Origin of the sequence: Labilibaculum euxinicum (genome assembly GCF_963678175.1) — a bacterium.
In the GTDB taxonomy this organism is placed as follows: domain Bacteria; phylum Bacteroidota; class Bacteroidia; order Bacteroidales; family Marinifilaceae; genus Labilibaculum; species Labilibaculum euxinus.
Map to the genome: position 1 here is coordinate 2,405,686 of NZ_OY782756.1, position 13,153 is coordinate 2,418,838.

Genomic DNA, 13,153 nt, shown 5'->3' on the forward strand with positions numbered 1-13,153 from the left:
AGCTTTCAATAGTTAATTTCTTGAACAATTGCATATGTAACATCCATAAAGTAAAAATCGCAAATCAGGGCGAAACTCAATTTGTTATTTGAACTATGGATTCTAAAAATAGTTAGTATGAAAATTTTACACATAATTCCAATTTTTTGTTTAGTGTTTGTTTCCTGTGAGGATTTAGACGTTGAAAATTTGAATTCACCAGATACAGAAACAGTTTTGTCCGACTCTGATGGAATCGAATCAATTACTGCCGGCTTGTTTAAATTCTGGTTTTCGGTAGGTCATGATTCATCTTATGATTTTGGTACTGAAACCCCTGCAAGGGCAATGTGGTATATGGCAGATTGCGGAACTGTATTTTGGTCTAATTTTGGAGCTGTTGATCTGTCGATGGAGCCTCGCGAAGCATATATTAACGATGTAACCTATCCTTATCATTGGGTTGGTGAGGCATATTATAAAAACATGTATGATGTTTTAACATCATCAACCGACGTTATCAATATTTTAGACAACGGAATGCAAATTGGAGGAAATGGCGAAAATACCGATATGGTTAAAGCTGTTGCTTATTTTACCCAGGGACTTGCAAATGGTTATTTGGGTTTGATTTTTGATAAATCGGTTCTTATTTCCTCTATAGCAGACTATGAAACAATGGAGTTTAGCTCGTATAAAGATGTTGTGGCAAAAGGGATTGAACAAATTGAAAAAGCAATTGAAATATGCGAAAACTCAGAATTTATCCTGCCCACATCGTGGATTCCCGGCGACGAGTGGTCCAATGTAGAATTGGCTCGTCTTGCACACTCTTATATTGCTCGTTTATTGGTTTACTCTTCGCGAAATGCAACACAAAATAGTCAGGTGGACTGGACAAAAGTGTTGGAACATACAGAAAAAGGGATTACAAAAGATTTTGCTCCTTTAGGTGATGGGGTTGCAGATTCCTGGAAATCTTATTTTCACTTAAAAACAGTAGCTCCTGGTTGGGGGAAAATTGATATGCGAATCGTGAACATGCTCGATCCAAACATCCCCTCAACTTTTCCAGAAAGCGGACTTTATACTGATTTACCAAATAATGGGTTAGCAATCTCTGATGATCAGCGATTACATCTAGATTTTGAATACGATACAGAAAACAGCCGACCCGATAGAGGCTATTACAGGTGGTCCACCTACCGATACAAAAGACTTGACGATTATATCAACAACGATGGAATCAACAAAAGAATAATTGATTTTCGCCTGTCGGAAAATGAACTGCTAATGGCAGAGGCTAAATACAATTTGGGTGATTATGCAGGAGCCGCTACGATCATTAATAACGGAACCCGAATAACTCGTGGTGGCCTGACTACTATTGGAAATACCAAAGAAGAAGTGTGGAATGCAATTTGGTACGAACGGAATATCGAGTTAATCCTTTCGGGTATTGGCATCGAATATTTTGATATGCGTCGTTTCGATCAATTGCAAAAAGGCACAATGCTTCATTTTCCTGTTCCTGCTCAGCAATTACAACTAATTCCCGCAGAAATTTACACTTATGGAGGTGAATTTGGTGTTCCCGGTGAGGATGTTTCTATTGGCGGATGGAAATAAATGAATTTTTTAACAGATAAGTACATGAAACGAGCCATATTTTGATACAAGGAAATGATTATTATGGCGGTTTCTTGTGGCCTTTAAAAATCAAATTATAAGCACATGAAAAATCTAAATACATACCTGTTGTTGTTTGTGATTGTTGCGACATGTTTGTCGTGTAGCGACGATGACAATAGAATCGAAACACCTGTTGTTACAGGTGGGATGGTAAGCATTATTGATAGTTATGCCAACTTTAACGGAGAGAACCAGAGCTTTTACGCAACCAATAAAAGTACCGATGGTAAAAGACCATTTGATGCTTTAACTACCGACTGGACCTTCGAAACCTGGGTAAAAATGGAGGAAGGAACAAATCTAACAGAAGAACCGCTTACATCATCAATTATAATGGAGCAGCGATATGTTTTTTCATTGTATGCCACACCGGCAAATGAATCCAAACCTGAGGCTGATGTTGCAGAGGAAGTTATTGATTATAATCAACCGGGAGGAATAGGAACAAACTTGATTAAAGTTAAAGCCGATTACGAGTTGAAGTATTCAAAACTTGCCAACAACTCTACCGATGTTGAGTTAGAATCAATGAGTACTTACGATAACGAGAACATCGTTCTTTCATATGGGAAATGGGTACACATAGCAATTACCCGATCCTCTTCCGACAATACTGCACGTTTTTTTGTGAATGGACAACTGGTAGGTTCTGGGACTGATGATGTTTGGATTTCGAAGTCGTCGGTTTCAGCAGTAAATTGGAGTGGTACCTACCGCGGAGGATATTATGGTTTTGCAAAATGTGGTTTAAGAAAAGTTCGGGTATCCAATGTATCAAGATACAACGAAGATTTTATTCCTGATTTGGGTGCCGATTTTGAAGAGGATGATGAAACTTTATTCTTGCTGAATTTGATTGAAGAAGAAATGATCGATCCTTTAGATGATACACCGGAAATGGATGTGAAAGGAACTTATCCCTATTCAGTATCCTTACGCCAGAACAATTGGGATTCCGAATCTAAGATGATTTACAAATAACCTGGGATCGATTAATTAGCAGAAGAATTTATTGCAGACAGAACAAAAGGTTGTGAACTCCATAAGCTGACAACAATAGTAGAGGTATTGCACCAATGACTGTCGAAGTTCTGTACCAACAATTGTCGTGACATACAATCAACCATAAACTGGTAAGGGGATAGAATTGTTGAATAAAATGAGCAAGCAGAATTCGAATGTTAATACAAATTAGTAATCGGTATTATTAAAAAAACGAAAGGCTAATGTCTTGTTTTGATTCGGGTGTAATCTTTGTATTATCAGTGTGCTGACTTGTGTTTATTGGGTTGGCCTCACGTTAAGTTACGAACCAGGTTTCTACATTAGTTTTATCAATCTGCTACTTTGGATGATCAGTAAATTAATAACCGAACCCAGATAAAATAGAATAATCGAAATGAAAAATACATCAAAATTACTTGTGTTAATTTCATTTGTATTTCTTTCGTTAGCGGCATTTTCTCAAAAAGATACCAGTGAATACCGAAAGAAGTCCGATGAAATATTTAAAAAGCTAAACTCCGAAGATTCTAAGCTTTTAGAATGTATTCCTTTAACCGACAATAATAATATTATTGGGTATGTTTTCAATTATGCAAAAGGAGGATTTGTTATTGTTGATGCGCGAATTGATGCACCAATTATTGGCTTTTCTGATAAAGGACGGTTTGAGACTAAAAATAACCCATTTCTGCAATATCTTATTGAGGGTGTAAAAGGGCAAAAAAATGACATTGATCTGTCATCGGGAATAGAAAAAAGTGCTGTAAAAGAGTCGAAAACAGATGTGGTAATTAATCCTTTACTTACAGATGCTTGGGGAGGTGTTAATTGCATTGATGAAACAGGGCAGAACATTAATGCTACGAATTTATACACACCTCAAAACTGTTCGGCAGGTTGCGTGGCCATAAGTGCATCGCAAATTTTCAATTATTACAAATGGCCTGAAAAAGCGATGGGCAATCATGTTTATTCGGACAGTTATGATGGTTTATCCTACACTCATTCTGCTTTTTTTGATGAGGTAGAATATGACTGGACTGATATAAAAGACGAGTACTATGGAGTTGCATCGACAGTTGAAGAACGTGAGGCAGTATCCAAACTAATATACGATATCGCAGTTGCTGTTCAAATGGATTTTGGGCCAACAGGATCAAGTTCCCATATAAATAAAATTCCCTTTGTGTTGGAAAATTTCTTTCGGTATAGTGGGCATTACGAAGAAGCATCATGGAGTTCTTTCTGGAATAGAATGTATGAAAATGTTACAGATCAAATCCCTGTACAGATAGGATTAAAAGCAAGCGCAACAGGAGCCCAACATGCTGCTGTTATTGATGGTTATAAAGACATTGATAACATACCTTACTACCACATAAATTGGGGATGGTATAATAATAACGGCATAAACGGATACTATAATGTGCAGGGATGGACCAGTAGTTCTGGTGGCTACAATACAATAACTGATGCAATTTTCGATTTTTTGCCCATTCCTGAAATAACCAGTGTGGTAAGTGACGGAAGCCAGAACATCACCGTCCAATGGAAAGTTAGCAACAAAGTGAACTGGGATGCTTTTGAATTGGAAATGAAAAAAGATGAAGGCAGTTGGGAAACGGTATCGAGTACGATCACAAGCGATTCATATTCTATTACTGCCGAATCAACGGTAGCTATTTATCAGTTTAGAGTAAGAAACAAAATAAGTGATGTATTTTATTTAAACTCATGGTCCAATGAATTTGCTTATGCAAATGAAGAAAATTTAGACGGTTATATTTCCTTGGGAGGAAGCCAGTATGCCTATGCAAGACAAACTCCGGATAAGGATTTGGACTTCTCCGGTGAATATACGTTTGAGTTTTGGATCAATGTAAAGAATGGCAATCAAAACAACGATGTCATCTTGTATCAGCAATATGCCTTTACCCTTGGTATCGATAACATAACATCTACTTCGTATGCAATTGAATTTATAGCACACAACAGCAATGCATATATAAAATCTTACCATAGCGATTTATTGCTAAACGAATGGGTACATGTTGCAGTATCTCATTCAGGTAACAAAACAAAACTATTTGTAAATGGTGAAAAAGATGTTGAAAACAGCAGTTCCAATTTCAATTTATCAACAAGTAGTAAAGCCTTAAATCTGGGTGAAAAATACATAAGCAGCTATTCTAATTTTATTGTAGCAGAAATCGATCAACTTAGAATTTCGAAAATTGACAGGCATTCTGATAGTTTCACCCCATTAAGAGGAAATGCACATCAGCTTGATGATAATACTGTTGCATTGTTTGATTTTAACCAACCACATAAAGTACGTTTAAAAGATGAGGCTTTTAGGTTAAGTTTTATTGTGCAAAATGAATCTGGTGGGGTAATTTGGAAGGGAAGTAAAATTGAAAATAGCTTTGCCCCAGTAATTAGTACAAACCAATCGGCTGGTGTTACTCGCGATTCTCCAAATGGAACTTTGGTCTGCACAGTTTTGGCTACCGATGAAGATGTTTTTGCAACAGTTTTTCAGGATTGGACAATAACAGGAGGAAATACGAATAATGTTTTTGCTATTGATGAAGTAAGGGGGGAAATCACAGTTCATGATTCTGGTGCCCTGTCTAGCAGTCCTCTTACAGATTATAATTTACAATTAACGGTAAGCGATGGACAAAATACTTCCGAAATTGAAAATTTGGAGATTACAATTGATCAAACCACTTCATCAGACAATCACAATTTTGTTGATGAAAAATTGTTTGCTGTAAATATATATCCGAATCCTACAAATGATTTTGTGGAAATTCAGGTGGGGAATAATCAACAATTTAAAACGATAAAGGTATATGATTCATCCGGAATTCTAAAGAAAAAAATAAAATCAAACAATCGCATATTTCAACTTGATTTAAGTGATCTTCCCTCCGGCATTTACCTGCTAAACATTCAATATGAAGAAGAACGTTTTATTCGAAAAATAATAAAAATGTAATCAGAACTCATCAGGTACATCATGATTTTCTACGCAAGTAAATAGATGGAGAAAACTCAATGGTTCAACAACAAAATTATAACACATGAAATTATTTATAAAAATTATACTCGTATTTATTGTTTTAAATCCCATTATATCAGAAGCATGTACTACGGCAGTTGTTTCAGGGAAATACACAAAAAGTGGCAGGCCCATGATATGGAAAAACAGAGATACATGGGCAGTAAAGAATAGTGTTGCCTACTTTAAAGGAGACAAATTTGATTACATGGGCTTGATTAATTCAGCTGATACTGCAAGAAGAAACGTTTGGATTGGAATGAATTCGGCAGGATTTGCAATTATGAATTCGGCCTCGTACAATTTAAACCATGAAAGCAAAGAAGAACTAAGTGGCCTTGAAGGCAGGTTAATGAAGACAGCTCTTTCTGTTTGCGGAACTCTTGAAGACTTTGAGAACCTTTTGAATTCAATGCAAAAACCCAGCGGATTGGAGGCTAATTTTGGAGTAATTGATGCTTTTGGAGGAGCTGCTTATTATGAATTCGGACATAACGGATTTGTGAAGATAGATGTTAACGATCCTGCAATTGCTCCTTTTGGTTATGTTATAAGAGCTAATTATTCTAATACCGGTGAAATAGGCATTGGGAGTGGTTATATTCGTTACAATACTTCTTCCGATCTGTTTTATCAGAGTGCTTCTTCTGAAGGATTGTCCGCTCAGTTTATTGAACAAGATGTTGCTGAGAGTTTAAAACACTCTTTAATTAAAGAGGATTTAAAGCTAAAGTATGGTAATCTACCCGAAAATACGTCTCAATATGCTCATTTTAGAGATTTTATTCCCAGATCAGGATCAGCTTCTTCTGTAATAATAGAAGGCGTAAAAAAAGATGAAAATCCTGAATTTGCTACCATGTGGTCCAATATTGGTTTTCCATTGGCATCTGTTGTTGTACCGGTATGGTTAAAGGGCGGAAGTACTATTCCTGAAATCGTATCCTACAAGACAGCATTAAAAGATTCTCCCATTTGCAATGCCGCATTGGTTCTTAAAAAAGAAAAAATCATGAACATCAGGTGGGGAAAATCCGATAAGTATTACATAAACGTTAATGCTTTGTATAACAGCGATAAATCAGGAATTGTTCAGAAATTACGTCCATATGATAATCATATATATGAGCTTACTAACGAGTTAATTGATAAGTGGAGACAAAAAGGAAGAGTTGATAAAAAGGAAATTAGCGAGTTTTATAAATGGTTAGATCGTTTTGTGGCTAAAGCTTATAAAGATGAATTTAATATTGAAATGTAAGTTAATATGAAAAAAAAATATCAATTATTAGTAATGATTTTTTTGATCGTTACAGCATGTGGAAAACATCAGCCTGACGACAATAAAATTGTGGTAGGCGTTTTTAATGGTAATGGAGCAGGGGCGATAAGTGTTGTTGAAACCATTGAAGCTCTGAAAATTGATAAAGACATATCGCCTCTGCAAATTAGCGCAAGTGATATTCAGTCTGGCAAACTGGATGCTATTGATGCAATGATTTTTCCTGGGGGAAGTGGTAGTAATCAATTGAATAATATCGGGTTTTACGGTAAAGAGAAGATTAGGAGGTTTGTTATAGACCAAGGAAAAGGAATTGTAGGGATTTGTGCGGGTGCATTTTTAACTAGCAGCACTCCAGGTTATCCTTCCCTTGAGATTGGTAATGTTAAAGTTATAGATAGGGCTCATTATGCAAGAGGAAGAGGTTTGGTTGAATTTAAGCTTACAGGAGAAGGGAAAAAAATTTTTCCGGAATTGGATCACAACAAACTATTTTGTCAGTATTATGACGGACCAGTAATGGAGACCCTATTGCAAAAAGAAAATTATTCCGAATTAGCGTATTATGTTACCGATATTCACTCCAACGCAGGGGCTCCCAAAGAGGTGACTCCTGGGAAAATATTTTTGTATAAGCAAAAAGTAGGTAGTGGAAGATTATTCGCAATTGCAGGACATCCCGAATCTACTCCCGGAATGCGTTGGATGGTTCCCCGAATGATAAGATGGGTAACAAATAATGAACAGGTAAAATATAAAGCTAAACTGATAAAGCCTGAAAATTATACTCGTGAAATTCTATATAATAAAATGCTGAAAATAAGTGAAAAGGAAAATTGGTGGAAGCTTTTTAATACAAATCCTGACTCTGTAATAATATCTATGAATTATTTGCATTCAATTTATTCCAGACCGGCTGTAAGATGGAATATTGGGTTGTTGCGTAGTCCATTTCCAAAAGTCAGGTTACATGCTGCTGAATTACTTAAAATTTCGGAATATACTGCGGCATTGCCCGATTTGATTGTTGCTTTTGAGAATGAGAAAGATCTGGACGTTAAAGCTAAATTATCAAAAATCATAGAAGATTTGAGCGACTAAATAAGAGGAAAGAACTATTAATAAATTTTAAATAAATAATACTTGGAAGTTATTTTTTTTAGATAATCAAGGAATTAATAATTGAATTCGCGTTATTATTTCGTTGAGGTCTAACCAATCGCTAACGCTTAAAATTCTGATTCTAGAGTAATAATAGTCTGTTAAGGTTTGTAAATCGTTTGTTCTCATAATTTTTAGTAAAAATCATGGTTGTTAATGTTGAAAATACCCTGATCATTCGGTGGACCAAATTGATCTAATATCTCATACTTAAAATCTAACGATCTATTAAAATAAGCAGAATTTTTGTTTTTGCAAGCCTTTTTTAAATTTATCATATGTTTTGTGTCGAATATATTTTCTTCATAAATTCATTTTGATGTTATCAATTAATATTTTTTCAGATTAAAACAGATAAGAGATTTGGTGCTTTTGCACTTATTTCACAAAAAAGTATCTATTTAAATGTGAATAGTAAGAAATGTAAATACTTACGTTTGGTTTTAGATAAAACAAGAGTCTGATCTGCAATCGTTTCCAGTGGGTGTTTTATAACACGTAAAGATTGGGTTAAAAATACTTCAAAGTGCTTTGAATTGTATCGAAAGACCTTAAAATTTGCAGAAGCAAATTATACTAATGTATAAGACTTAATTAACAAATATTTATTAACAATGACACCCAAGTTTAAAGCGCAAGCCGGAACTTTTGAATCAAGCGATATTATGATTCTGATTGAGCCTCTTGAAAAAGATTCTGGTCGCAAAGTTGATATTTCTTCAACAGTAATACTTCAGTTCGAAGAAGATATTAAAAAAACTATAAATCAGGTACTTGATCGGCTTCAGGTTGAGGGTTTGCATCTTATTGCCAAGGACAAAGGAGCACTGACGCAGACAATCGAAGCACGAGTTGAAACAGCAGTTAAACGATCTTTAGGTATCCAGGAGGGGACAATGTAATGGTAAAGAAAAAAAGAAGGTCGATGTTGTACATTCCCGGTAATAATCCGGCAATGATTCAACAAGCAGGAGTTTATGGTTGTGATGCTGTTCTTCTTGATCTGGAAGATGCTGTAGCATTAAACCAAAAAGATGCAGCAAGAATTTTGGTTCGGAATATGCTTAAAACGGTTAATTTTTATGATACCGAAGTATGTGTGCGTGTAAATAATTTCCATACACCGTTTGGATTAACGGATTTGGAGGAAATTGTGCCGTTACAGCCTGATAATATCCGTTTCCCGAAAACAGAAACAGTAGCCGATGTTAAGGAATTCATGAAAGAAGTGCGGCGCATCGAAAAGGAGCATGGAATTAAGAATCCAACCATGACTATTCATGTGATGATTGAAACAGCCAAAGGGGTTGCGAATGTTTATGATATCGCGGCTGCCGATCCACGAATAGATGCTATTACTATTGGGGGGCAGGATTTAACTGCCGATATGGGTATTATAAAAACTCCGGATGGAGTTGGTATTGATTACGCACGTAAGAGAATTGTGATGGCTGGAAAAGCCAATGATTTAGACGTTTTAGATACTATATTTGCTGATGTGAACGACGATGAAGGTTTGCGGGAAGAAACAGAATATATTAAAAAAATTGGTTTCGCAGGTAAGGCTCTTATAAATCCACGTCAGGTTGATGTTGTTCATGATGTGTTTAACCCGACTGAAAATGAGGTGCGTAAAGCATATCGTGTTTATTCTGAGTTTATTAAAAACAAAAAAGCTGGTATTGGAGTTTTTGCAATTGATGGAAAAATGGTAGATGCTCCTGTTGTTCAAAGAGCAATTACAGTTTTGGAATATGCCAAAATAGATTTGAAAGAAATTGAAAAGAATGCTGGTTAGTTTTTAAGCTTGGATTTAAAACGTAGACAAATGAAAAATGCAATAGGAGTTGAAATTCCTGAATATATAGAAGGCCTTGGGAAACTTGAACCTTTCCAGGGAGTTTGGAAAAGTATTATTGAAGACGAAGTTCCATCAACCAATATTTCCAGAACACTTAAGGCTAAAAAACCTCATGTTTCCAAACTTTGTAAAAATCTGGAAGAGGCTGTCAAAAGATGTAAACCTTTTGATGGAATGACTGTTACTTGTCATCATCATTTAAGAGGTGGAGATGGCGTGCTGATGCAGACCATTAAAATACTTGATGAGATGGGGATTAAGGATATCACCTTGGCGTCCTCATCACTTACATCAGCTCATGATGGTTTGGTTTCTTATGTTGAAAAAGGAATGATTACCAGAATCTTTACATCAGGTATCAGAGGTGCATTGGGAGATGCAATATCGGTTGGAAAATTAAAATATCCGGCAATTATTCACTCTCACGGTGGTCGTGTACGTGATTTTTTAACAGGAAGAATTAAGCCTGATTTATCGGTTTTAGCAGCATCTGCAGCTGATGAAGAAGGAAATGCAACCGGTGCTCATGGTCCATCAGCTTTTGGATCTATGGGATACGCAGATATTGATGCCCGGTATTCTCGTAATGTAATTATTGTTACTGATAATTTGGTTGAATATCCTTGTGTACCTTGTACTGTACGTCAACATTTTATCGATTATGTGGTGAAAGTGGATAGTATTGGTGATGCAACAAAAATTGCGTCCGGAACTACCCGTATTACCAATTCACCAATGGATTTACGTATTGCCCGAATTGCAGCAACAGTAATTGAACATTCTGGTTTGTTCAAAAATGGAATGTCGTTTCAGGTAGGTGCAGGTGGAGCTTCTTTGGCGGTGGCCAAATTTCTTCGCGAAGATATGAAGCGAAAAAATATAATTGGCAGCTTCATGATTGGAGGGGTAACTTCCTATGGTGTTGATATGTTGAATGAAGGGTTATTTCATTCTATTTTTGATGTGCAGTCTTTCGATGCTGCAGTTAGTTCTTCGGTTTTGAATAATCCAAATCATATCGAAATTTCGTGTGATCAATATGCGAATCCCAATAACTGCGGATCTATGACCAATAAGTTGGATGTGGTTGTTTTGGGTGCACTCGAAGTGGATGTTGATTTCAATGTAAATGTAATTACTGGTTCTTCAGGAGAAATAAGAGGTGCATCCGGAGGACACTCTGATACCGCATCCGGAGCGAACTTAACAGTTGTTGTTTGTCCGGCATTTCGTGGTCGGTTACCCATTGTAAAAGATCGTGTTCACACTGTTGTTACTCCTGGCGAAAGTGTTGATGTAATTGTAACAGAGAGAGGTGTATGTGTTAATCCAGCGAAACCAAATTTGGCCGCGAAACTTAAAGAAGCCGGGGTGCAAGTGGTTGATATTCGAGACTTGAAAGAGGAAGTGGAGAAAATGACTGGCGTACCTGCCGAAAAGCAATTGGGAGATCAGATTGTAGGCTTGGTTGAATATCGCGACGGGACTATTATTGATGTAATTTATAATGTAAAGAATCTCTCATAAGCTGAGGCCGATTTATACAAATGAAATATGATACACCCTACTTGTTTTAAGCATTTAGGGTGTATTTGTAAACAGGAAGTAGACAAAATGGAGAAAGTTGTAAGAGAAATTTTGGAGGCTAAAGAAATCCGGTCAAAAGAGAGACAGAAGTTTGCTGAGTTAGGAGATATTTCACTAAGTCTGACTCTTAATATTCCCGGTGTTCCAAAATCGAATGATCAGATCAAATTGTTTTTCTTAGAATGTTTGTCTGATTTGAAACGATTTTTACTTTCTCATCGGATTATTATTGAGGAAAAAAGAGAAATTATTCGTCCTGATGCAGCAGGAGATTTTTATTTAGTCCCTGTTTCAGGCAATGAAATTTCAGCAGTAACGATAAAAGAGATTGCAGAGCTTTATGAAAAGGAGCACTCTTTAGGTAGACTCTTGGACGTTGATATTACTGATGAAAAAGGAAATCCGGTTTCATCGGGAAAAGCCAAGAAATGTTATTTTTGTAATGAGCACCCTGCTGTGTTTTGCATGAGAAGGCAAACTCACAAATATGGAGAGATGAGAACTGTTATCGAGAAAGATATATCCCGGTTTTTACAGGAAAGAAGGAAAATAAGGGTTTGTAAAGATTTGTCTGCATTTGCTTTAAAAGCACTTCTTCATGAAGTATCTCTTTCTCCAAAACCGGGTTTGGTCGATCGTTTTTCGAACGGATCTCATTCGGATATGGACTTTTCAACATTTTTAAATTCAAGTGCTGTCTTGTCTGTCTATTTTAAAGAAATAGCTGAATATGGTTATTCTTATTCGTCTGCAAATATAAAAGCTGCTCTGCCAAAATTGAGACAAATTGGTTTGCAAATGGAAGAGGATATGTACCGTGAAACTTGTGGGGTGAATACTCATAAAGGTGCCATTTTTTTGTTGGGATTTTCACTGTTTGTGAGTGCCAATCAAATAAAAAACCGGAATTTTTCGTATGATTCATTTGTTAATCAAATAAAGGAATTAAACGGCAGTTTAGTTGAGAATGAGTTGGGGAAGAAGCTTTATAGCAGCAAAAAAACACATGGAGAAGAGTGTTTTGAGAAGTTTGGAGATAAGGGGAAAGGAATTAGAGGCGAAATTCAATCCGGATTACCTTGTGTTTTCAATCATGCAATTCCTGTTTTGAGTTCTCATTTCGATAAAATGGATGCAGTAAAAGATGCAATTATTCATGAAGGATTAAAACAAACACTTTTAGTTTTAATTGCACACAATTACGACAGCAATATTTTATATCGTAAAGGAGAAAAAGTTCTTAATGAATTACAGGATATTTCACAACAGGCTTTTACTCTTTTTGGAACTCAATATTTTAATTCAAAGTATCAGGATTTATTGGATTATTGTAATGAAAATCGGATATCTCCGGGTGGTTCTGCCGATTTGCTTGCTGTTGCATTCTTTACATATATGGTGAATAAAAAGTACAATTGGAAAGTATTCAATACAAATTGAAAATGAATAATAAAACAACATTTGTCATGCTTGCATAGATATTGAGCACCTTTCATAACATATAAAATTAGAGGGGTAT

At 35.9% G+C, this 13,153-nt stretch carries 9 protein-coding genes; all 9 read left to right on the forward strand.

The genetic code is table 11. The features are described from left to right. Nucleotides 1-117 precede the first annotated feature (117 nt). The 9 genes from ACY0M5_RS09665 to ACY0M5_RS09705 all read left to right on the forward strand — a co-directional run bounded on the left by ACY0M5_RS09665 (nt 118) and on the right by ACY0M5_RS09705 (nt 13,074). Nucleotides 118-1,608 carry a RagB/SusD family nutrient uptake outer membrane protein gene (locus ACY0M5_RS09665; RefSeq protein WP_461631611.1) on the forward strand — a complete coding sequence of 497 codons (1,491 nt, stop codon included), beginning with the start codon at nt 118-120 and terminating at the stop codon, nt 1,606-1,608. Between the two features lie 105 nt (nt 1,609-1,713). Further along, complete coding sequence (locus ACY0M5_RS09670; protein WP_461631612.1) at nt 1,714-2,652, forward strand: hypothetical protein; 939 nt, start codon at nt 1,714-1,716, stop codon at nt 2,650-2,652. Between the two features lie 418 nt (nt 2,653-3,070). Beyond that, entirely contained in the window at nt 3,071-5,680 is a 2,610-nt protein-coding gene (locus ACY0M5_RS09675) for a C10 family peptidase (protein ID WP_461631613.1), read from the forward strand. Between the two features lie 85 nt (nt 5,681-5,765). After that, nucleotides 5,766-7,004 carry a C45 family peptidase gene (locus tag ACY0M5_RS09680; RefSeq protein ID WP_461631614.1) on the forward strand — a complete coding sequence of 413 codons (1,239 nt, stop codon included), beginning with the start codon at nt 5,766-5,768 and terminating at the stop codon, nt 7,002-7,004. 6 nt (nt 7,005-7,010) lie between these two features. Further along, entirely contained in the window at nt 7,011-8,126 is a 1,116-nt protein-coding gene (locus ACY0M5_RS09685; protein ID WP_461631615.1) for a BPL-N domain-containing protein, read from the forward strand. Nucleotides 8,127-8,800: 674 nt separating this feature from the next. Further along, complete coding sequence (gene citD, locus ACY0M5_RS09690; RefSeq protein WP_124991962.1) at nt 8,801-9,088, forward strand: citrate lyase acyl carrier protein; 288 nt, start codon at nt 8,801-8,803, stop codon at nt 9,086-9,088. Beyond that, nucleotides 9,088-9,984 (forward strand): HpcH/HpaI aldolase/citrate lyase family protein, encoded by an 897-nt coding sequence (locus tag ACY0M5_RS09695; RefSeq protein ID WP_101310381.1) that lies wholly within the window; start codon nt 9,088-9,090, stop codon nt 9,982-9,984. Before citD ends, ACY0M5_RS09695 begins: the two co-directional genes overlap by 1 nt. 30 nt (nt 9,985-10,014) lie before the next feature. After that, the gene (gene citF / locus ACY0M5_RS09700; RefSeq protein WP_156196119.1) at nt 10,015-11,574 is read left to right on the forward strand and encodes a citrate lyase subunit alpha; all 1,560 of its coding nucleotides are present in this window, start codon (nt 10,015-10,017) and stop codon (nt 11,572-11,574) included. An 87-nt stretch (nt 11,575-11,661) separates the two neighbouring features. Beyond that, a complete protein-coding gene (locus ACY0M5_RS09705) occupies nt 11,662-13,074 on the forward strand; it encodes a triphosphoribosyl-dephospho-CoA synthase (RefSeq protein ID WP_461631616.1) in 1,413 nt (470 codons plus the stop codon). Nucleotides 13,075-13,153: the final 79 nt, after the last annotated feature.

What these genes read in the sequence shown, in the direction of transcription:
- ACY0M5_RS09665 (WP_461631611.1), top strand. Translation starts at nt 118, where the DNA reads ATGAAAATTTTACACATAATTCCAATTTTTTGTTTAGTGTTTGTTTCC.
- ACY0M5_RS09670 (WP_461631612.1), top strand. Translation starts at nt 1,714, where the DNA reads ATGAAAAATCTAAATACATACCTGTTGTTGTTTGTGATTGTTGCGACA.
- ACY0M5_RS09675 (WP_461631613.1), top strand. Translation starts at nt 3,071, where the DNA reads ATGAAAAATACATCAAAATTACTTGTGTTAATTTCATTTGTATTTCTT.
- ACY0M5_RS09680 (WP_461631614.1), top strand. Translation starts at nt 5,766, where the DNA reads ATGAAATTATTTATAAAAATTATACTCGTATTTATTGTTTTAAATCCC.
- ACY0M5_RS09685 (WP_461631615.1), top strand. Translation starts at nt 7,011, where the DNA reads ATGAAAAAAAAATATCAATTATTAGTAATGATTTTTTTGATCGTTACA.
- citD (WP_124991962.1), top strand. Translation starts at nt 8,801, where the DNA reads ATGACACCCAAGTTTAAAGCGCAAGCCGGAACTTTTGAATCAAGCGAT.
- ACY0M5_RS09695 (WP_101310381.1), top strand. Translation starts at nt 9,088, where the DNA reads ATGGTAAAGAAAAAAAGAAGGTCGATGTTGTACATTCCCGGTAATAAT.
- citF (WP_156196119.1), top strand. Translation starts at nt 10,015, where the DNA reads ATGAAAAATGCAATAGGAGTTGAAATTCCTGAATATATAGAAGGCCTT.
- ACY0M5_RS09705 (WP_461631616.1), top strand. Translation starts at nt 11,662, where the DNA reads ATGGAGAAAGTTGTAAGAGAAATTTTGGAGGCTAAAGAAATCCGGTCA.